The following is a 20,753-nucleotide window of genomic DNA, read 5'->3' on the forward strand; positions in this document are numbered from 1 at the left end:
CACAGACGTTCCAACTTATCCCCAGCCAACGCCCGGCACACAGAACACGAACCCGACATTAGCGCTTGAAAAGCTTGGATGCGGAAAGGGCTTGGCGTAAACTGATCAACGCCAACCAATGATAAGAAGGGAAACGCCATGAGTGTTCGTGTATCCGGCAAACATATGGAAATCGGCGATGCCTTCCGACAGAAAATCGGGACGCGGGTCGAAGAGGCCGTCACGAAATACTTCGACGGAGGGTATTCGGGCCAGATCACGGTGACCAAGTCGGCCGCTGGTGCAGCGCAGTTTGTCGCGGATTGCCTGTTGCACATCGACGCCGGTGCCAATCTGCAGGCCACCGGCTCGGCCAATGATCCGCAGATCGCCTTTGACATTGCCGCGGACCGTATCGAAAAGCGGCTGCGCCGATACAAGCGGAAGCTCAAAGATCACCATGCTACCAGTCAGGCGAACTCGTCTGTCGAGATCGCCTATACGGTCATGGATGCGGTACCGGACGAGCATGAGGAAGTGCCTGAGGACTACGCGCCGACGATCGTGGCGGAGAGCACCAAACAGCTACGCACCATGTCGGTCGCAAATGCCGTCATGGCACTCGACATGACGGATGAGCCAATCCTCTTGTTCCGCACTCCGGGCAAGCAGGAAGTGAATATCGTATACCGCCGCAACGACGGCAATATCGGATGGATTGATCCCGCCAACATCAGGGGCTGATCAGCCCAAAGGCAAGCGGCGGATCGCCGCCGCTTGTTTCATTCTTGTCTCGGCGGCATGAAGGATTTAGAAATGGCGTTGGCAGATTTGCTGCAACAAGATGCGGTCGTTCCCGCCCTTCGGATAAATTCCAAGAAACAATTGCTGCAGGAACTGGCGGCCAGAGCTTCTAAACTGACAGGCATTCCCGAGAGGGAAATCTTCGACGTGATCCTGCAGCGCGAGCGGCTCGGCTCCACCGGCGTCGGTAATGGAATCGCCATTCCGCATGGTAAGCTGAATAGCATCCATGCCATCACTGGCATTTTCGCACGTCTCGAAACACCCGTCGATTTCGAAGCGCTGGACGATCAGCCGGTCGATCTCGTCTTCCTGCTGCTTGCGCCGGAAGGTGCTGGCGCCGACCATCTCAAGGCACTGTCGCGCATCGCGCGCGTCCTGCGCGACCAGGATCTTGTGGCCAAGCTTCGGGCAACCGATTCCGCGTCGGCCATCTTTGCCTTCCTCAACGAGGAACAGGCGTCGAACGCTGCCTGACGGTGTCAGGCATGGCCCCAAGAAAAAAAGCGCCCGTCGGGCGCTTTTTTCATTCAATCGTCGAGAGTGGCGACTCAGGCGTTCTTGCCATCCACAGCATCTCCGTTGCCCTCGGCCTTCGGGCCACCCTTGGCGACGCCGACCATGGCCGGACGCAGCACCCGGTCGCCGATCGCGTAGCCGGCCTGAACCACCTGCACAACGGTGTTGTTCGGCACATTCGGATTGGGAACCTCGAACATGGCCTGATGGAAGTGCGGATCGAACTTCTGGCCTTCCGCATCGATCTTGCGAACGCCGTGGCGCTCAAGCGTCGTGAGCATGCCGCGCTCGGTCATCTCCACACCTTCGACCAGAGCCGAAAGACCGGCGTCGGCGGCGGCACGGGCTTCATCCGGCAGCGCTTCGAGCGCGCGGCGCAGATTGTCGGAGACCGCCAGCATGTCGCGGGCAAAGGCGGTGACGGCATAGGTCTTGGCGTCTTTCAGTTCGCGCTCGGTGCGGCGGCGAAGATTGTCCATGTCCGCGGCGAGCCGCAGGAAGCGATCGCGCAGTTCGGCGTTCTCCGCCTTCAGCATCTCCAACGGGTCGACCAATTCATCGCCGGCCATGTTGTTGGCCGCGTCCTGCGCCATGTCTGCTGCGGCCGTTTCGCCAGCCATTGCGTCAGGTCCGTTGTTGTTGGCTTCGTCGGTCATGACGTCCTCCGAGTGACAGTTTCTGGAATTCGTGCCCGATATCAGGGTTTAAGGTGGAAAAATCAAGGCTTGGGCGAAAGAAGTCTGGCGTCTGGCGGGCTATAGCCCCGTCCGTGACAAACGGGCCATCAGTTGGGCCGTATAGTCGACCATCGGCACGATGCGGGAATAGTTGAGCCTTGTCGGGCCGATAACGCCGACCGCGCCGACGATCTTGTCTTCGCCGTCACGATAGGGTGCGACAATCAGCGATGAACCGGACAGCGAAAACAGCTTGTTTTCCGAGCCGATGAAGATCCTGACGCCCGGACCGCTTTCGGCAAGATTGAGGATCTCGATCAGGCTTTCCTTGCGTTCGAGGTCGTCGAACAAAAGCCGCAGCCGGTCGACATCTTCGGAACCCGCCAGGCCTTCCAGCAGATTGGCGCGGCCGCGCACGATGAGCCGGGTCGGCTTTTCCTCGTCGCTGCCTCCCGACCAGACGGCCAGGCCCCGCTCGACCAGATCCCGCGACAGCGTGTCGAGCTCACCGGCCACCTGTTGCTTGAGCCTGACGAGCTGAGTGCGCAATTCGGGAAGCGTCTGCCCCGCCAGATTGGCGTTGAGGAAATTCGCCGCCTCGGTCAATTGCGAGGCCGTAATCCCGACCGGCAGGTCGATGATACGGTTCTCGATCTGATTGTGCTCGCCCACCAGCACCGCGAGCGCCTTGGTCGGCTCGAGCCTGATGAATTCGACATGCTTGAGGATGGGGTCGTTCTTGGCCGAAATGACCAAACCGGCACCGCGCGACAGACCGGACAACATGCGGCTTGCCTCGGTCAGCAGGCTTTCCATCGGCTGGGCCGGACCCGGCGGGCGGATCTGTCGCTCGATGCTGCCGCGCTCTTCGGCGCTCAGATCGCCGACCTGCATGAAGGCGTCGACAAAGAAGCGCAAGCCCTGTTGCGTCGGCAGGCGACCGGCGCTGATGTGCGGCGCATAGATCAGGCCCAGATCCTCGAGATCGGCCATCACATTGCGCACCGATGCCGGCGATAGCGACGTGGAAAGAAGCCGGGACAGGTTGCGTGAGCCGAGCGGATCGCCGGACTCGAGATAGGTCTCGACAATGCGACGAAAGACCTCCCGGGAACGATCATCCAGGGAAGCAGCCACGTCCTTGGACAGTGACGTCGGTGATTTCATTCGTCGCACGGGTATGGTTTGTCTGTCATTGGTTGCAAATATAATCACTCCGCGACCGATCACCAATGGGAATCTCGACAAGTTCCGGGCGAATGGCCCGCCGGCATGGTTTTTCTTTGCAAATCGCCATCACGGACCGTAGAAGGCCTTTAACAATCCTAGGAGTGGGCAATGCGGCCATCAGGCAGAAAAACCGACCAAATGCGCAAGGTTTCGTTCGAGCGCAATTTTTCCAAGCACGCGGAAGGCTCCTGCCTGGTCAAGTTCGGCGACACGCACGTGCTGTGCACCGCCAGCCTCGAGGACAAGACCCCTCCGTGGCTGCGCAACAGCGGCAAGGGTTGGGTCACGGCCGAATACGGCATGCTGCCGCGCGCCACCGGCGACCGCATGAGGCGCGAGGCCGCAGCCGGCAAGCAGGGCGGCCGCACCCAGGAAATCCAGCGGCTGATCGGCCGCTCGCTGCGCGCCATCGTCGATCTCGAAGCACTCGGCGAGCGCCAGATCACCCTTGACTGCGACGTCATCCAGGCCGATGGCGGCACCCGCACGGCCTCGATCACCGGCGCATGGATCGCGCTGCACGATTGCCTGAAGTGGATGGAAACCCGCAACATGGTGAAGGTCGAGAAGGTCCTGAAAGACCATGTCGCCGCCATTTCCTGCGGCATCTTCGCCAGCCAGCCGGTGATCGACCTCGACTACCTGGAAGATTCGGCAGCCGAGACCGATGCCAATTTCGTCATGACCGGTTCGGGCGCGATCGTCGAGGTGCAGGGCACTGCTGAAGGCGCGCCGTTCTCCGAGGACGAATTCCTCACCCTGATGCGGCTTGCCCGGGGCGGCATCGGCGAACTGGTGCAGATGCAGAAGCAGGCCCTGCTCTAGGCGCGATAGACCAGAGGAACGGGAGCCGTGACGCAGCCCTTGGAAGGTATCCTGGAAACAGCAATTTACGCCGTTGACCTCGATGCGGCGGAAGCCTTCTACGGCGGCGTTCTGGGTCTGGAAAAGGCAACCCGCCACGGCAACCGTCACCTCTTCTACCGCTGTGGAGGCGGCATGCTCCTGATCTTCAACCCGGACGAGACGGCGGAGCCCGTTCCGGCCGGTGCTCTTCCAGTTCCCAGCCATGGCGCGACCGGTCCCGGCCATGTCTGCTTCCGCGTGCGCGGCGAGCGGATGGACCGGATCATCGAACGGCTGCAGGAGGCCGGCGTTGCCATTGAATCGGACTTCCGCTGGCCGAACGGGGCGCGCTCCGTCTACTTTCGCGATCCGGCTGGCAACAGCCTGGAATGCGCAGAGCCCAGGCTCTGGAACCTCGAATAGGATTTGACCGCATGCGCAAGCTCGACACCCGCACGATCGTCGTCGCCAGCCACAATGCCGGCAAGATCGCCGAGATTGCCGACCTGATCGGTCCGTTCGGGTTTTCCGCCCGGAGTGCGGCCGAACTGAAGTTCGCCGAACCCGACGAGACCGGCACGACGTTTGAGGAAAATGCCACAATCAAGGCGCTGGCTTCCGCTCGCGCTTCGGGCATGCCGGCGCTGTCCGACGATTCCGGCCTAGTCGTCGATGCGCTGGACGGGGCGCCCGGCGTCTACACCGCCAACTGGGCCGAGCGCGAGGACGGCAGCCGCGATTTCGCCATGGCGATGGAGAAGGTCGAAAAGGCCCTTGCCGAACGCGGTGCGACCACGCCCGAACAGCGCAGCGGGCGTTTCGTCAGCGTGCTGTGCCTTGCCTGGCCCGACGGCCACACGGAAATGTTCCGCGGCGAGGTCGAGGGCACGATCGTCTGGCCGCCGCGCGGCACCAAGGGGTTCGGCTACGACCCGGTCTTCCAGCCGGAGGGTTTCGACACCACCTTCGGCGAGATGTCCTCGGAAGAAAAGCATGGCTGGAAGCCGGGCGATGCGCAAGCACTGTCCCACCGGGCACGCGCCTTCAAGATCTTCGTCGAAACCTGCCTGGAGGCCTGAACCGCCGATGCCAGAGGCCCAGCCGTTTCTCCTGCCCGATACCGGCGAACCGGGCTTCGGCGTTTACGTCCATTGGCCGTTTTGCGCGGCCAAGTGCCCATATTGCGATTTCAACAGCCACGTCCGCCACCAGCCGGTCGACCAGCCGCGATTCGTCTCGGCCTTCCTGCGCGAAATGGAGGAGATGCGGCGATTGAGCGGGCCCAAGACCGTCACCAGCATCTTCCTCGGCGGCGGCACGCCTTCGCTGATGGATCCGGCAACCGTCAGCGCGATCCTCGACGGCATTGCCCGCCAGTGGCACGTGCCCGACGGTATCGAGATCACCATGGAAGCCAATCCGTCGAGCGTCGAGGCCACCCGCTTTCGCGGCTATCGCTCAGCCGGCGTCAACCGCGCCTCGCTCGGCGTGCAGGCGCTCAACGATCCGGACCTGAAATTCCTCGGCCGGCTTCACGATGTCGAGGATGCGCTAAAGGCGATCCGCCTGGCACGCGAGATTTTTCCGCGCATGTCCTTCGACCTGATCTATGCCCGGCCGCACCAGACGGTCGAGGCCTGGGAAAAGGAACTTCGCGAGGCGATGTCCTATGCGGTCGACCACCTGTCGCTCTACCAGTTGACGATCGAGGAAGGCACGGCCTTCTACGGCCTGCACAAGGCCGGCAAGTTCATCGTGCCGGACGAGGAGCAGGCGGCGCTCCTCTACGAGGCGACACAGGAGATCACGGCGAGCGAAGGGCTTCCGGCCTACGAGGTCTCCAACCATGCCCGTCCGGGCGCGGAAAGCCGGCACAACCTGACCTACTGGCGCTATGGCGACTATGCCGGCATTGGCCCCGGCGCCCACGGCCGGCTGACGCGTGGCCGCGACAAGCTTGCGACCGCGACCGAACGCAATCCAGAAGGCTGGCTCGCCGCCGTCGAGCGCGACGACCATGGCATGGTCGACCAGGAATTGCTGGGATCGGACGAGCAGGCCGACGAATTGCTTTTGATGGGGCTCCGGCTGCGCGAAGGCGTGGACCTTGCCCGCTGGCAGCAGCTTTCCGGCCGCGACCCCGATCCGGCGCGCGAGCAGACTTTACTGGAACACGGTTTTATCGAACGATTGGGCAATTCGCGGCTGCGCTGCACGCCCAAGGGGATGCTGATCCTCGACGCCGTGGTGGCCGATCTCGCCTGCTGAGAAGGCTTGAAACGAGGAGAGGACGCCATGCCGGTCGATGCCGCCTTTGCCCGCCACGACATGGCGATCCTCTATGACAGCTTCAACACTCATGGCGCCGATGGCGATTTCTACCTGAGCCTGGCTCAAAGCCCCTGCCGCATTCTCGACCTTGGTTGCGGCACCGGTTCCGTCGCGCTGCGTCTCGCCGATCTCGGCCACCACGTCACGGGGCTCGATCCCGCGCCCGGCATGCTCGACGTCGCCCGCCAGAAGGACAAGGCGGGCACGGTCCGCTGGCTTGCCGGGGACGCCCGCGACTTTGCCCTTGGCGAGACCTTCGACCTGATCATCATGACCGGCCATGTCTTTCAGGTCTTCCTCGACGACGCCGAAACGCTTGCCGTCCTGTCCAATGCGCGCAGGCACCTGGCGGACGGTGGGCGGCTCGTGTTCGAAAGCCGCAATCCGCCGGCTAGGGCGTGGGAAAGCTGGACCGAGGAACTGACGCGCGAACGGACCGATGTGCCAGGCATCGGGCCGGTCGAGGTCCACTATCAGGTGCGGGAGGCATGGGGAGATTTCGTCCGCTTCGACGCCGTCTTCACCCTGCTGGAGAGCGGCGAGCGCCGGATCAGCGAAAGCACGCTGCGGTTTCCGGGCCGGGACACCATCGCCCACCTGCTCGAGGCCGCCGGCTTCTCCTCGGTCAAATGGCTCGGAGACTGGGACGGAACGCCGCTTCACCCGCACAGCCCCGAGATCATCGTCATTGCCTGAGCCTGACGCAGTTGTCGGAGACGACCCCTCGGTCAGCCGCGCGCCCAGACATGCAGCCATTCGGTCGGCTCGCCGTCATAGCCGCCGCCGGACGCCGTCTCTATCCGCGGCGTGGTAAAGCCTGCCAGACGATAGGCTTCCGTCAACCATTCCTGGTCGGGCCGATTATAGTAACGACCGAACCGATCCGCTCCCTCCTCAACCCCTGCCTTGAAACTTGCATGGAAGTGTCCGCCGTCCTTCAGCGCACGGCGGATACGGCGGAGGACATCGGGAAGCTCGGCGCGGGGCACATGCAGCAGGCAAGCATTGGCCCAGACGCCGTCATAGGCCGTCACCTCGTTTAGGTCGGAAAAGCGCATCACGCGCACGGGACGGCCGAGCCGTGCCTCCGCCTCGCGCGCCATGGCGGCTGATCCATCCGTCGGTGTCACGGCATAGCCGCGTTCGATCAGCCATGCGCTGTCCGCGCCCGCGCCGCAGCCGAGTTCCAGGATCGTGCCGCCCGACGGAAGCAGGTCGGCGAAAGCCGCCAAGCGCGCGACCGGAGCATGGCGTTTCCGGGCCGCATAGGAGGCCGCATTCTCGTCATAGAAGGCGATCGGCTTGTTCGTTGAAGTGCGCAAGTCCCGGCTCGGCGATCGACCGCAACGAGAAAGGCCGGCGTTTCCGCCGACCTCGTTCCTCATGCATTATTCTCGTTGATCAGCCGCTTGAGCAGTTCGATCTCGTGGCTGAGCTTGGTGTCCTCGCCGACCAGTCCCTCAATCTTGCGTACCGCATGCAGCACGGTCGTATGATCGCGTCCGCCAAATCGGCGGCCGATTTCCGGGAAGGAGCGCGGCGTCAGCGTTTTGGCCAGATACATGGCGATCTGACGCGGCTTGACGATCACGCGCGTGCGCCGGTTCGACACCAGTTCCTGACGCGAGACATTGTAGTGGCGCGCGACGATGCGCTGGATATCCTCAATGCGGACCCGCTTCTGTTCGGATGCACCGACCAGATGGGCAAGCAGTTCATCAACCCGCTCGACCGACAAATTCGGCTCGAAGGAGCGGCGAAAGATCAACTGGTTGAAGGCGCCTTCCAGATCCCGGCCGCTGCTCACCACGCTGCGGGCGACATGCGACAGGATCTCCAGCGGAATATCGAGCGAGGCATCGTCCTTCTTGGCAGCTTCCAGCCGGCTCTTCAACATTTCGAGGCGCATTTCGTAGTCTGGCGCTTCCATCTCGATGGCGACGCCGCCCTGCAGGCGCGAGCGCACACGCGGATCGAGCGATTCCAGTTCCCAAGGCGCGCGGTCGGCTGCGACAACCACTTGTTTGGCGCTGTCGAGCAGCATGTTGAGGAGATGGCAGAACTCGTGCTGAATCATCTTGCCCTGCAGGAACTGCATGTCGTCGATGATCAGAAGATCGATATGGCGCAGCGTGTCCTTGAGTGTCAGGGCGTCGTTGTCGCGGATCGCGGTGGCAAAGCGCCACATGAAATATTCCGCTGTCAGATAGACGACGCGCGGCGCGCGCGGGCTGTGGAGGGCGGCATTGGCGATCGCCTGCAGCAGGTGGGTCTTGCCCAGCCCGACGGAGGAGTGGATGAACAGCGGATTGAAGCGAACGGCACCCGCGCCGGCTTCGGCAATCGTCTTGGCCGCGGCGAGCGCCACCCGGTTCGACGCGCCTTCGACATAGTCATCAAAAGTATAGCGCGAGTCGAGCGGCGAGCCGAAGAGTGGGCCGTTCGGGGCGCTACGCGTCCCAGCCATGTTGCCGGCAGATGTCACGAACTGACCGATCGGCTGCGCCGAGGGCTTGCGGGTCGGCGCGGCAGGAGCCGTTTCCACAGCAGGACGTTCGTCGACTGTCGGCGCCTTCTGATGACGGCTGGCGCTACGCACCAGAATCTCGACCTTCAGAATGGCAGGGTCTTCCTGTTGGAAAATGCTGGTGATGAGATCCAGATAACGGTTGTTGATCCACGATTTCAGAAAGGTCGTCGGCACCGTCAGGCGAACAAGACTCTTTGAGGCGGAGTGCAACTTCAGTCGACCGAACCAGCTTGCGTAGACATCAGGACCTACCTGTGCCTTCAGCCGCAGGCTGAAGCGTTCGAACAGAACATCGTACTTCATCTCGGAACCGTCCCCTGCCGCGTCAGAACATGCGGTGCCGAGCGCCGTTTGTGCCTGGTCCCCGTTCCCCCGCGCACCGGCCATCACTGTATTCATCTGCATTTTGCCGCCTTTTTCACTTCTACGTGCCATCGGGCGCCAAGCGCCCGATAGTCAATTTCATCCCCGTGCGGTGTGGCGGACCGCGCCTTGAAAGGCCGGCGACCACACTCCCCTCAATCGCATGTCCTCCCCAGCCAAAGGATCCCATGCGATACGGAACGCAGCCGCTGGTCCAGCCACATGCATTCCGCGCGGTTACCGGCCTGCCTTTCATCCTCGATATGAAAGACCATGCCGGCAGTGGCGCTTCTGTTCCCGTTCCCGTTCCCCTACCCCGACTGATCACCGGCGCGTTCGACAAAATTATCCTTCGCGGAAACCATGAGATTCCCGGCGCAAGGCCAAATGTGTCTGAAGAAACGGAATTGAAAAATTCCGCCCCAAGCGACGATGGGTGGCCCTGACACGCAAATTGCCAGTTCAGATCACCCCCGGAGGTCAACTCCACGCCCCTTGTTGGACGGTATTAAGGCAGGATCAAAAGTGAAGATCAACTGTGATTTTTACGCAAAATTAAGTCGCGGCCATTGACTCCGCCCCCCTCATCAGACCGTCACAATTGCCGTCTGGAGAATCGCTTTTGAATCAACGAGATTCAAAAAAGCCTGAGGACAACCAGGGGAAAATGGCCTGAAAATAAAAATTCGCTTGACTCAAAACCGGGGCCGCCTGCCGTTAAGTGAAGCCGACCGCCGCCGGCATTCCTCCTGCAACCATCTGATTTTATTGATTTTTTTGTGTCATTCGGTTGACATGTAATTGTCAAATGCAACGACGCAAAGAGCTGAACGTCAAAACAGTAGAAAAAGCCCGGCTATGCAGCCAGGCTAATTTAATTATGACAGAAATGGGGCGAAATTTAGATCGCCAACGCCTTTACGCGGCTCGCAAGACGCGAAATCTTGCGCGAAGCCGTGTTGGCGTGAACCACGCCCTTGCTGGCTGCACGCTGCAGTTCCGGCTGTGCCGCCTGCAGAGCGTCCTTGGCGAGGGCGGCATCACCGGAGGCGATGGCCTCCTCCACCTTGCGGATGAAACCGCGAACGCGGGAACGGCGAGCCTTGTTGACTGCAGTACGGCGAGCGATCTTGCGGGTCGCCTTCTTCGCCGAAGTTGTATTGGCCATGGATGCCTCTCTTCGAATTCAAACCAAAACCCGCCACCGCCGCGTCGGGTCGTTGCGACCTGCCATATCAGCAATTCGGGAGCTATTCTCGGAAGAGCTATTGGCTCTCCCAACCGTGGGCGGGCATATAGCCCGAAAGCGGAGGGTCGTCAACGCGCAATTTGCAGGAAATCGCGCGTTGCGAGTCCCTTAGCGGTTCTTGAACACCGGCTTGCGCTTCTCGGTGAAGGCCGCCATGCCTTCCTTCTGGTCCTCGGTGGCGAAGAGCGAATGGAAAAGACGGCGCTCAAAGCGCAGCCCCTCGCTCAGTGTCTGTTCGAAGGCCCGGCTGACCGTCTCCTTGACCATGCTGACAGCGGTCTGCGAGAAACCGGCAATCTTCTCGGCGGCGGCAACCGCCTCGTCAAGCAGGCGCTCCTGATCCACAACACGCGCAACCAATCCAGCGCTTTCGGCCTCGTGGGCGTCCATCAGCCTTCCGGTGAGGCAGAGGTCCATAGCCTTTGCCTTTCCGACCGCGCGCGTCAGGCGTTGCGTGCCGCCCATGCCGGGGATGACGCCGAGGGTGATTTCAGGCTGGCCGAACTTTGCCGTCTTGGCGGCGATGATGAAATCGCACATCATGGCAAGCTCGCAGCCGCCACCCAGCGCGAAACCGGATACGGCAGCAATCATCGGCTTGCGGAAGCCCGCTATGTCGTCCCAGCCGCTGAAGAAATCAGCGCGATAGGCATCGACGAATTCGAGCGACTGCATCTCCTTGATGTCAGCGCCGGCGGCAAACGCCTTTTCCGAGCCGGTCAGCACGACGGCGCCGATGCCTGCATCCGCCTGCAGTTCGCCGAGCAGCTGGCGCAATTCGATCAGCACGGTCGAGTTGAGCGCATTCAGCGCCTGCGGCCGGTTCAGTGTGATGATCGCCACGCGGCCGCGGGTCTCCACCAGGAGGGTTTCATAGGTCATCGGTATCTCCCGTTTGTTCTTAAAAGTCTATTTCTGGCAGTGGTGGCAATAGAATGACGAGCGCCCGCCCTGCACCATTCGTTCGACCGTACCGCCACAGCCGGGCGTCCGGCAAGACTTGCCCTCGCGGTCATAGACGCAGAAGCTGTGCTGAAAGTAGCCGAGTGTTCCATCGGTCTGGATATGGTCGCGCAGCGACGAACCACCCGCCGCGATCGCATCGGCGATCACCGCGCGGATCGCATCGGTCAGTGCCTGAAGCGCTTTCTTCGGCCGACCGGACGCCGTCACAAGGCTCGCGGCGGTGCGCCTGGGCGAAAGATGTGATCGCCACAACGCCTCGCATACATAGATATTGCCAAGTCCGGCGATAACCTTCTGGTCAAGCAGGGCCGTCTTCAAGGGCTGCTGCTTGCTGGCGAACCGGCCCGCAAGATATTTGGCATCGAGCGCATTGCCGATCGGCTCCGGGCCAAGATCGCGAAAGGCAGGATAGGCATCGAGCTCGTTGCGCAATGCCAGATCCATGAAACCGAAGCGGCGGGGGTCATTATAGATCACGCGGGCGACACCCCTGGCCTGCGACCGTTCCAGATGAAAGATGACGTGGTCGTGTTTTTCGTCTTTCGACCGGGCGTGGTGAAAGTCTCCGGGCTGGTCTGCCCCTTCCCCTTCCTCGATGCGGAACGAACCGGACATGCCGAGATGGCAGATTACCGTCGTCCCGTCGTCCAGATCAATCAGCAGATACTTGGCGCGGCGGGCGAGACCGATGATCTGCCGGCCGGTCAGCCGTGCGACGAAATCGCGCGGCAAAGGAAAGCGCAGATCGGGACGGCGCAGCTCGACGCGCCGCATCACCGCCCCTTCCATGGTCGGCGAAAGCCCTCTTTTGACCGTCTCTACCTCTGGCAATTCCGGCATAGCATCCCATCTTTCCGTTTGAACGGCGCCTGAAACGACTGTAGACCAGCGCAAGAGCCGGTCCAGGCCGGAGATAGCGCGCCTAGGGCGATTTCGCTATGGTCTTTCGACCGCATGAGACAATGGAGTGATCAGATGGCCGAGAGCCGCACTTCCGCCGAGGGCGGCATGGAAACCTCCTACGGCTTCCGCGAGGTCGCCGAAGGCGAAAAGCAGGTTCTGGTCAACGAGGTCTTCCACAAGGTCGCCAAGCGTTACGACATCATGAACGACGTCATGTCGGCGGGCCTGCACCGCATCTGGAAGGATGCGATGATCGCAGCGCTCAACCCGCGCAAGGATCCCGCCTACACGGTCCTCGACGTCGCGGGCGGCACCGGCGACATCGCGTTTCGCATCGTCGAGGCTTCCGGCCGGCTGGCGCATGCCACCGTGCTCGATATCAACGGCTCGATGCTCGGCGTCGGCGCCGAGCGGGCAGAAAAGAAGGGGCTTTCGAACAACCTCACCTTCGTCGAGGCGAATGCCGAGGAACTGCCCTTTGAGGACAACAGCTTCGACGCCTATACGATCGCCTTCGGTATTCGCAACGTGCCGCGCATCGACGTCGCCTTGAGCGAAGCCTATCGCGTGCTGAAGCGCGGCGGGCGCCTCCTGGTGCTTGAGTTTTCCGAAGTCGAAATGCCGCTGCTCGACCGCTTCTATGACCAATGGTCATTCAAGGCCATTCCGCAGTTCGGCAAGATGATCACCGGCGATGCAGAGCCCTACCAGTATCTGGTGGAATCGATCCGCAAGTTCCCCAACCAGCGCGACTTTGCGGCGATGATCACCAAGGCCGGCTTTTCCCGCGTGACCTTCACCAATTATTCCGGCGGCATCGCGGCGCTGCATTCCGGCTGGAAACTCTGATTTTCATGAGCACTGTCGGAGCATATTTCCGCCTGGCGCGGGTCGGCTGGGTGCTGGTCAGGGAAGGCGTCATTTCCGCCTTGCCCTCCGAGGACCTTCCGCCGCTCGTTGCCTTCGCCAAGAGCGCGGCCGGCCTGTTGGCGCGCAAGCGTGCCAAGCGTGAGCAGCGCTCCGACCGGCTGGCCCGCGCCGTCGAGCGGCTGGGCCCCTCCTATGTCAAGATCGGCCAGTTCCTGGCGACCCGGCCGGACGTGGTCGGCGCAGAATTCGCCGAGGACCTCGCCGGCCTGCAGGACCGCATGGCCTTCTTCCCGACGGAGGCTGCCAAGGCGACGGTGACAGGATCCCTCGGCCGTTCGATCGACGATCTCTACGCCTCGTTCGGCGAGCCGATCGCCGCAGCCTCGATCGCGCAGGTCCATCCAGCGGAAGTCGACACTCCGGATGGCCGCAAGAAAGTCGCCGTCAAGGTCATCCGGCCCGGCGTGCGCAAGCGTTTCGCCGCCGATCTCGAAGCCATGTATCTCGTCTCCCGCCTGCAGGAGCGTTTCCTTCCGCACACGCGGCGCTTGCGGCCGGTCGAGGTGACCCGCACGCTTGAGCAGACCACCAAGGTCGAGATGGACCTTCGGCTCGAGGCGGCCGCCCTTTCGGAAATTACCGACAATACCAGGGATGATCCGGGCTTCCGGGTGCCGATCGTCGACTGGGAGCGCACCGGTCGCGACGTCGTCACCATGGAATGGATCGACGGCATCAAGATGGCGGATGTCGAGGCGCTGAAAGCGGCCGGCCACGATCTCGACACGCTCGCCGACACGCTGATCCAGTCCTTCCTGCGCCACACCCTGCGCGACGGCTTCTTCCATGCCGACATGCATCCCGGCAACCTGTTCGTCGCGCCCGACGGCATGATCGTCGCCGTCGACATGGGCATCGCCGGGCGCCTGGGAAAGAAGGAGCGTCGGTTCCTGGCCGAGATCCTCTATGGCTTCATCACCCGTGACTACCTGCGCGTCGCCGAAGTGCATTTCGAGGCCGGCTATGTGCCGTCCCACCACAATGTCGCAAGCTTTGCCCAGGCCATCCGGGCGATCGGCGAGCCGATCCACGGTCAGCCGGCCGAAACCATCTCGATGGGCAAATTGCTCACCCTGCTGTTCGAGGTCACCGAGCTTTTCGACATGGAAACCCGGCCCGAACTCGTCATGCTGCAGAAGACCATGGTCGTGGTCGAGGGCGTGGCGCGCATGCTCAATCCGCGCTTCAACATGTGGAAGGCCTCGGACCCCGTCGTCTCCTCATGGATCCGCGACAATCTCGGGCCGAAGCGTATCGCTGGTGACGTCAAGGATGGCGTTCGCGCGGCGTTCAGGCTGGCGGAGGCGTTGCCCGAGATCGCTGCCAAAACCGAAAAGCTGCATGACGAAATCGTCCATATGAGTGAGAACGGGCTGAGGTTCGACCCGGAGACGGCCGAGGCGATCGGCCGTTCGGAGGCCCGCCACAGCCGGTTCGGGCGGCTGGCGCTTTGGGTGATTGCGGCGCTCCTGCTCTTGATCGCCGTCAAAATCGGTTGATTTGCCGCTCAAACATTTCTACCCCTTGCGAACGGCCTGTTGCTCCATTCACCTCGCAATGGGCGGACTCTCCGGCACTTTCGATATCCGTATCGCCCGCCTTCCATTTCGATCTGACGCATCTGCGCTCCATTCGCGCGCCATGACCCGGGAAATGCCATGTCGCCCACCAATGCCAATTTCGTCCGTACAACCTTTCTGATGCTGATCGTCGGGACCATTGTCCTGACCGGCATCATTCTGTCCTCGCTCTGGCTGGTTGACCGTAGCCGCGAGACCTTCAGCTATATCGTCCACGAACGCGACATCCGCCGCGCATCTGCCGACCTCTTGCAGACGCTCGTCGATGCGGAGTCCGGCCAGCGCGGCTTCATCCTGACGCAGGATGAGAACTTTCTCGATATTTATCGGAAATCGATGGCAAACGTCCGCGAACACCTGGCCACGGTCGCCCAGTTGGTTCAGGGCCGCGCGATCAAGGAAGAGCGGATGCCAACGCTTCAGCGCCTTATCGAAAGCAAGCTGGAGGAAATGGCCCAGACCGTCGATCTGACACGACAGGACCGCCAAGACGAGGCAATCGAGCTGACCAAATCCGAGCTCGGCCGCGAACTGATGGACGAGATCCGGGAAATTCTCAATTTTTTCCGGACGCAGTCGGACATCAACGTCGACAATGGCGTGGCGGAACAGCTTAAGGCAATCAACCAGCTGAGGTGGTTCACCATCGGCGGCGGCATCGCCATCCTTGCGGTCATGGGAGGAGCGATCGCGATCGTCACGCAGCATGTCCGGGCACTCTCCAACGCTCGCAATGAGGTCGAACTGCTCAATGCCGGGCTGGAGGAACGGGTGAACGAGCGCACCGAGGATCTGATGCGCGCGAACCAGGAGATCCAGCGCTTCGCCTATATCGTCACGCACGACCTTCGCGCCCCGCTCGTTAACGTCATGGGCTTTACCGCCGAGCTCGACACCTCACTCAAGGCTCTGCAGACCTATGTACTGGCGGAGGGGGACAAGCTGACGGAGGACCAGATCAAGGAGGCGCGGCTGGCAGCCGCCGAGGATCTGCCCGAAGCCATCGGCTTCATCCGCTCGTCGACGAAGAAGATGGACGGCCTGATCAACGCCATTTTGAAAATCTCGCGTGACGGTCGGCGCCCGCTGAAACCGGAGCCGATCGAATTAAAGAGCATGCTGGAGGCGACGAGCGCCAGCGTCCATCATCAGATCAGCGAAAGCAATGGTTCCGTGCAGCTCGACGTTCGCGTCCCCATGATCAACACGGACCGTTTTTCGCTGGAACAGATCCTTGGTAACCTTTTCGATAATGCCGTGAAGTATAAACAACCAGAGAGGCCGTTGAACCTCGCGGTGCGTATCATGCCGGAAGGTCGAAACATGGTGCGCATCGAAGTCGAGGACAACGGCCGCGGTATTGCAGACGAAGATCATGAGCGCATTTTCGAGCTTTTCCGTCGGGCCGGACAGCAGGACAAGTCGGGTGAAGGCATCGGCCTTGCGCATGTGCGGTCCCTGGCCCGGAACCTCGGCGGGGAAATAACCGTTAGGTCCAGGCTTGGATCGGGGTCCACTTTCGTTCTGCGCCTGCCATCGGATTTGTCGCGAATTGTACGGAGTTGAGAGATGAAAGCCGTCGGAAAAGAAGTGACCATCGTCATGGTCGAGGACGACGAAGGCCACGCGCGCCTGATCGAGAAGAACGTGCGTCGTGCCGGCGTCAACAACGAGATCATCCCGTTTGCCAACGGAACGGAGGCGCTTGACTTCATCCTTGGCAAGGATAGAAGCGGAACGGTATCAATTGATCGTTATTTGCTGATCTTGCTTGATCTCAACTTGCCGGATATGTCCGGCACCGATATTCTCGAAAAAGTCAAATCCAATCCGCATACGCGCCGGCTTCCGGTTGTTATCCTGACAACGACCGACGACGAGCGCGAAATCCAGCGATGCTACGATCTCGGGGCGAATGTCTACATCACCAAACCAGTCGATTATGACAATTTCGCCAATGCGATCCGGCAACTGGGGTTATTCTTCTCAGTTATGCAGATCCCTTAATGCCGGGCTTTGCCGATGAGCATCCGGATACTCTATCTGGATGACGATGCGGCCATCGTAAGACTGGTATCCAAGGCTGTGGAACGCCTTGGATACCAGTTGACCCGTGCCGAGACGCCCGAAGAGGCACTCACCTTGCTTGAAGCTGAGAGTTTCGACGTCATGGTGCTCGATCACTACCTCCAGAGCATCACCGGCCACGAGGTACTGAAGCGTCTGCGTGCCCGCGATATTTCCGTACCGGTCGTATACGTGACCGGGTCCAACGAGGCGCAGATCGCCATTGAGGCGATGAAGGCAGGCGCCTCGGACTATGTCATCAAGGCGGTCAGCGACGACTTCATGCCTCTCCTGATCAGCGCCATCGAACATTCAGTGGCGAACGCACAGCTGCGTGTCGCCAAGGAACGGGCCGATGAGGAAACCCGGCTTGCCAAGGAACGCGCCGAGGCGCTGCTCGCCGAGGTCAACCATCGTGTGGCCAATTCGCTGGCGCTCGTCGCCAGCCTGCTACGCCTGCAGATTTCCAATTCCAGGAGCGATGAAGTCAAAAGCGAGCTTGCCGAAACCCAGGCGCGGATCACCGCGATCGCCGGCATGCATCGCAGCCTCTATACGTCCGACGACGTGAGCCGGGTTGAGCTCGACCGTTACCTCTCCACGCTGACGAGCGAACTGTCTGGATCATTGCAGAATCCGGAAAAGCCGCTTCATCTTGTCCTTGATGCCGATCCGATCAGCATCACGGCGGACCGTGCCGTCTCCGTCGGGATGATCGTCACCGAGCTCGTCACCAATGCCTTCAAGTACGCCTATCCGGATCGGAGTGGCGGAGAGGTCCGCGTGCGGCTCAAGCGCACCGGAGAGAACGAGGCCCTGCTCAGGGTCGAGGACGATGGCGTCGGCATCCAGCCGGGCAGCGCGCCGACCGGCACCGGGCTCGGCAGCCGGATCGTCAAGTCCATGGCCGCGACGCTTGGACCGGGCCTGTCGCATCTGGAGACACCGAACGGGACGATTGTCGAGGTGCCGCTACAGATCCTCATCGCCCCTGCCGCGCGCAACTGACCCTTGATCCCTGCGTCATCGGCGCTTCCTGGCGGCGATTTCCCCGATCCAAAAATTCGGATAGTGTCGCCACGACTTCAGGAGGTTCCACAGCCATGACCTTGGCGGACAAACGCATCATCCTCATCATCTCGGGTGGAATAGCCGCCTATAAGAGCCTGGATCTCATCCGGCGGCTGCGCGAGCGCGGTGCAGCCGTCCGGCCGATCATGACGCGCGGCGCGCAGGAGTTCGTCACCCCGCTTGCGGTCGGCGCCCTGTCAGCGAGCCAGGTTTATACCGAACTCTTCTCCCGCGAGGACGAGCAGGATGTCGGCCATATCCGTCTTGCCCGCGATTGCGATCTGATCGTGATTGCACCCGCCACCGCCGACCTGATTGCGAAGATGGCGAACGGCCACGCCGACGATCTCGCCTCGACCGTGCTGCTCGCCACCGACAGGCCGGTGCTGGTCGCGCCAGCCATGAACCCGAAGATGTGGGCGCATCCGGCGACAAGGCGCAACGTCGCGACACTTGCCGCCGACGGGCTTTCCTTCGTCGGGCCGATGGCCGGCGAAATGGCCGAGCGCGGAGAGAACGGGCTTGGCCGCATGGCCGAGCCGCTCGACATCGTCGTTGCCGCCGAGCGACTGCTCGACGACGGCCCGAAGCCGCTGGCCGGCCGGACCGCGATCGTCACCTCCGGCCCGACCCATGAGCCAATCGACCCGGTCCGCTATATCGCCAACCGCTCCTCGGGCCGCCAGGGCCATGCGATCGCCGCAGCGCTCGCCCGGCTCGGCGCGGACGTGACGCTGGTTTCCGGCCCCGTCACCATTGCCGATCCGAAGGGCGTCACAACAGTACATGTCGAGCGCGCCGAAGAGATGCGCGATGCGGTGATCTCGCAGCTGCCGGCCGACATCGCCGTCATGGTCGCGGCCGTCGCCGACTGGCGCGTCGCTGCATCGGACGGCCAGAAGATCAAGAAGAAGCCCGGCGAGGCTCCCGCGCCGCTGCAACTCACCGAGAACCCCGACATTCTGAAGACCGTCGGTCATCACGAACACCGTCCGAAAATCGTCGTCGGCTTTGCCGCCGAGACCGAGAATGTCGAGGACAACGGGCGCGCCAAACTGGAACGCAAGGGCGCCGACCTGATCGTTGCCAATGACGTGTCACCGGAGACCGGCATCATGGGCGGCACGCGCAACAGCGTGAAGCTGATCACCACGACCGGCGTCGAGCAATGGCCGGACCTTTCCAAGGAAGAGGTGGCCGACCGGCTGGCGCGACTGATCGCCGACAGCCTGCCGGGAGCCTGACGGTCATGAATCTCTTCGACCGAGCGAACTTCGATGCCTTTGCCACCGGCCTTGCCGGTGTCACATTGGTCGACCAGTGGGAATCACACGTCGCCAAGGTCGGCGACAAGGTTTTCGCCCTGCTGCATCGCGACGACGCGGGTGCAAACATCTGCGTCAAGGTCACGGAGGAAACCTTCGAGATCCTGACCTCGCTCGGAGGAATCGCCCAGGCGCCCTATTTCGCCAAGCGCAAATGGGTCTCGATTACCGACAAGGCATCGCTCTCGCCTGAAGAACTCGTGCTTTACGTGAAGCGGTCCTACGATCTCGTTGCACAAGGCCTGACCCGCAAGCTGAGGCGCGAGTTGGGGATCGTTCCGCTGGCGTGATACGCTTTGCCTGTCAGAGTGCCATGGCCGGCTCGGCCACGCGCTCCACCCCGGCCTCCCGCTCCCAGGCCGGCTCGAACTTCGCCGCATCGAGGCCCTTGGCATCGAGGATGACCGCACTGCCAGCCGGGATCTCGACCCAGGTGTCGGTCTCGTCGTTGAGCGGCTCGGAGACGAGGCAGTATCCGCCCTTGCGGCCCATGGGTGCCGCAAACAGCGTCGGCGCATGGGCGTCGGTCGCGTAGCGCACGGCATAGAGCGTCCGGCCGTCGGAGAAGGCGGCGGTGAAGCGGACGCGGGCCGAGCCCATGAGGTGACGGCTGATCTGCTCGACGAAGCCGACGGCCTCGGCCATGGCCGCGATCGGCCGGTCGCGCAGACCGAATTGCAGGGCGAGCAGGAAGAGCAGTTCGGAATCGGTCGTGCCGCCGCGGGCATTGAAATGCTCGTCGTCCAGCATGGATTCCATCGGACGGCGCAGCCGCTCGAAATGGTCGATCTGGCCGTTGTGCATGAACGACCAGGCGCCGTTGACGAAAGGATGACAATTGTCGCGACGCGTCGCGCCATGGGTGGCGGCCCGCACATGGGCGAGGAACAGCGGCGAGCGGATCTGGCGGGCAAGGCTTTTCAGGTTGCAGTCGGACCAGGCCGGCAGCACGTCGCGAAAGCGCCCCGGCTCCGGCCGGTCGCCATACCAGGCGATGCCAAAGCCATCCGCATTGGTGGCGGTCTTGGCCTTGGTGGCGCAGTGGGATTGTTCGATCAGGGAATGGGCGGGGGAGGTGACGAGTTCCTCGAGATAGATCGGTTCACCGCGATAGGCTGCCCAACGACACATGCTTTCCCGTACTCCGATGGCCTGTCTGCCTTTGCCTTTCGTCCGAACGTTGAGAGTCCGAAATCGCAAAGCCGGCAATGTCGACAGTCTTCGCTCGAATGGCTAACGAAATCTAAACAATGGCGTAATTGATGACAGAATTCTGACGGTGCCCGCAATCACTTTTTGCGCTGCGGCATCGCCTTTTGTGAACACTGCGTTCCCGCCTGGCCTCCTGCGGGCGCGCCTGCGATCGATTATATTGGGGTCAAG

General features: G+C 62.0%; 22 protein-coding genes. 14 read left to right on the forward strand and 8 right to left on the reverse strand.

The genetic code is table 11. The annotated features are described in order from the left end of the window. The first annotated feature begins 138 nt into the window (after positions 1-138). The gene (hpf, locus tag ACWPVA_RS14940; protein ID WP_454288432.1) at positions 139-723 is read left to right on the forward strand and encodes a ribosome hibernation-promoting factor, HPF/YfiA family; all 585 of its coding nucleotides are present in this window, start codon (positions 139-141) and stop codon (positions 721-723) included. A 72-nt stretch (positions 724-795) separates the two neighbouring features. Further along, positions 796-1,260, forward strand: a complete 465-nt coding sequence (gene ptsN / locus ACWPVA_RS14945; protein WP_454288433.1) for a PTS IIA-like nitrogen regulatory protein PtsN — start codon at positions 796-798, stop codon at positions 1,258-1,260. A 74-nt stretch (positions 1,261-1,334) separates the two neighbouring features. On the opposite strand, the gene grpE is transcribed toward ptsN, so the two are convergent. Further along, on the reverse strand, positions 1,335-1,958 hold the full coding sequence (grpE, locus tag ACWPVA_RS14950) for a nucleotide exchange factor GrpE (RefSeq protein WP_454288434.1): 624 nt from the start codon (positions 1,956-1,958) through the stop codon (positions 1,335-1,337). Positions 1,959-2,057: 99 nt separating this feature from the next. Beyond that, the gene (gene hrcA, locus ACWPVA_RS14955; RefSeq protein WP_454288435.1) at positions 2,058-3,146 is read right to left on the reverse strand and encodes a heat-inducible transcriptional repressor HrcA; all 1,089 of its coding nucleotides are present in this window, start codon (positions 3,144-3,146) and stop codon (positions 2,058-2,060) included. 171 nt (positions 3,147-3,317) lie between these two features. Here hrcA and rph point away from each other — a divergent pair, with 171 nt between their 5' ends. Genes rph through ACWPVA_RS14980 form a run of 5 tightly spaced genes read left to right on the forward strand, consistent with a single transcriptional unit; the run spans position 3,318 to position 7,082 of the window. Next, positions 3,318-4,034, forward strand: a complete 717-nt coding sequence (rph, locus tag ACWPVA_RS14960; protein WP_454288436.1) for a ribonuclease PH — start codon at positions 3,318-3,320, stop codon at positions 4,032-4,034. Positions 4,035-4,061: 27 nt separating this feature from the next. Next, the gene (locus tag ACWPVA_RS14965; RefSeq protein WP_454288437.1) at positions 4,062-4,478 is read left to right on the forward strand and encodes a VOC family protein; all 417 of its coding nucleotides are present in this window, start codon (positions 4,062-4,064) and stop codon (positions 4,476-4,478) included. Between the two features lie 11 nt (positions 4,479-4,489). After that, on the forward strand, positions 4,490-5,134 hold the full coding sequence (rdgB, locus tag ACWPVA_RS14970) for an RdgB/HAM1 family non-canonical purine NTP pyrophosphatase (protein WP_454288438.1): 645 nt from the start codon (positions 4,490-4,492) through the stop codon (positions 5,132-5,134). A gap of 7 nt (positions 5,135-5,141) precedes the next feature. Beyond that, positions 5,142-6,323: a radical SAM family heme chaperone HemW gene (gene hemW / locus ACWPVA_RS14975; RefSeq protein ID WP_454288439.1), complete on the forward strand. Its 1,182-nt coding sequence runs from the start codon at positions 5,142-5,144 to the stop codon at positions 6,321-6,323. Positions 6,324-6,350: 27 nt separating this feature from the next. Then, positions 6,351-7,082 carry a class I SAM-dependent methyltransferase gene (locus ACWPVA_RS14980; RefSeq protein WP_454288440.1) on the forward strand — a complete coding sequence of 244 codons (732 nt, stop codon included), beginning with the start codon at positions 6,351-6,353 and terminating at the stop codon, positions 7,080-7,082. A gap of 32 nt (positions 7,083-7,114) precedes the next feature. On the opposite strand, the gene ACWPVA_RS14985 is transcribed toward ACWPVA_RS14980, so the two are convergent. The 5 genes from ACWPVA_RS14985 to mutM all read right to left on the reverse strand — a co-directional run bounded on the left by ACWPVA_RS14985 (position 7,115) and on the right by mutM (position 12,334). Continuing rightward, a complete protein-coding gene (locus ACWPVA_RS14985) occupies positions 7,115-7,708 on the reverse strand; it encodes a class I SAM-dependent methyltransferase (protein WP_454288441.1) in 594 nt (197 codons plus the stop codon). A 59-nt stretch (positions 7,709-7,767) separates the two neighbouring features. Next, positions 7,768-9,321, reverse strand: a complete 1,554-nt coding sequence (gene dnaA, locus ACWPVA_RS14990; RefSeq protein ID WP_454288442.1) for a chromosomal replication initiator protein DnaA — start codon at positions 9,319-9,321, stop codon at positions 7,768-7,770. Between the two features lie 859 nt (positions 9,322-10,180). Beyond that, entirely contained in the window at positions 10,181-10,447 is a 267-nt protein-coding gene (gene rpsT, locus ACWPVA_RS14995; protein WP_454288443.1) for a 30S ribosomal protein S20, read from the reverse strand. 189 nt (positions 10,448-10,636) lie between these two features. Next, positions 10,637-11,410, reverse strand: a complete 774-nt coding sequence (locus ACWPVA_RS15000) for an enoyl-CoA hydratase (RefSeq protein WP_454288444.1) — start codon at positions 11,408-11,410, stop codon at positions 10,637-10,639. A gap of 27 nt (positions 11,411-11,437) precedes the next feature. Next, the gene (gene mutM / locus ACWPVA_RS15005) at positions 11,438-12,334 is read right to left on the reverse strand and encodes a bifunctional DNA-formamidopyrimidine glycosylase/DNA-(apurinic or apyrimidinic site) lyase (RefSeq protein WP_454288445.1); all 897 of its coding nucleotides are present in this window, start codon (positions 12,332-12,334) and stop codon (positions 11,438-11,440) included. Positions 12,335-12,469: 135 nt separating this feature from the next. On the opposite strand from mutM, the gene ubiE reads away from it, so the two are divergent. The 7 genes from ubiE to ACWPVA_RS15040 all read left to right on the forward strand — a co-directional run bounded on the left by ubiE (position 12,470) and on the right by ACWPVA_RS15040 (position 19,660). Next, positions 12,470-13,246, forward strand: a complete 777-nt coding sequence (gene ubiE / locus ACWPVA_RS15010) for a bifunctional demethylmenaquinone methyltransferase/2-methoxy-6-polyprenyl-1,4-benzoquinol methylase UbiE (protein WP_454288446.1) — start codon at positions 12,470-12,472, stop codon at positions 13,244-13,246. Between the two features lie 5 nt (positions 13,247-13,251). Next, positions 13,252-14,826 carry a 2-polyprenylphenol 6-hydroxylase gene (gene ubiB, locus ACWPVA_RS15015; protein ID WP_454288447.1) on the forward strand — a complete coding sequence of 525 codons (1,575 nt, stop codon included), beginning with the start codon at positions 13,252-13,254 and terminating at the stop codon, positions 14,824-14,826. Positions 14,827-14,985: 159 nt separating this feature from the next. Further along, a complete protein-coding gene (locus ACWPVA_RS15020; protein WP_454288448.1) occupies positions 14,986-16,473 on the forward strand; it encodes a sensor histidine kinase in 1,488 nt (495 codons plus the stop codon). A 3-nt stretch (positions 16,474-16,476) separates the two neighbouring features. Next, entirely contained in the window at positions 16,477-16,914 is a 438-nt protein-coding gene (locus ACWPVA_RS15025) for a response regulator (RefSeq protein ID WP_454288449.1), read from the forward strand. Between the two features lie 15 nt (positions 16,915-16,929). Further along, entirely contained in the window at positions 16,930-17,982 is a 1,053-nt protein-coding gene (locus tag ACWPVA_RS15030) for a sensor histidine kinase (RefSeq protein ID WP_454288450.1), read from the forward strand. A 95-nt stretch (positions 17,983-18,077) separates the two neighbouring features. Then, on the forward strand, positions 18,078-19,289 hold the full coding sequence (gene coaBC / locus ACWPVA_RS15035; protein ID WP_454288451.1) for a bifunctional phosphopantothenoylcysteine decarboxylase/phosphopantothenate--cysteine ligase CoaBC: 1,212 nt from the start codon (positions 18,078-18,080) through the stop codon (positions 19,287-19,289). A gap of 5 nt (positions 19,290-19,294) precedes the next feature. Beyond that, positions 19,295-19,660 carry an MmcQ/YjbR family DNA-binding protein gene (locus ACWPVA_RS15040; protein ID WP_454288452.1) on the forward strand — a complete coding sequence of 122 codons (366 nt, stop codon included), beginning with the start codon at positions 19,295-19,297 and terminating at the stop codon, positions 19,658-19,660. 13 nt (positions 19,661-19,673) lie between these two features. Here the strand turns inward: ACWPVA_RS15040 and ACWPVA_RS15045 are convergent, their stop codons facing one another. Beyond that, positions 19,674-20,501 (reverse strand): class II glutamine amidotransferase, encoded by an 828-nt coding sequence (locus ACWPVA_RS15045; RefSeq protein WP_454288453.1) that lies wholly within the window; start codon positions 20,499-20,501, stop codon positions 19,674-19,676. Positions 20,502-20,753: the final 252 nt, after the last annotated feature.

Source organism: Rhizobium arsenicireducens (genome assembly GCF_964021225.1).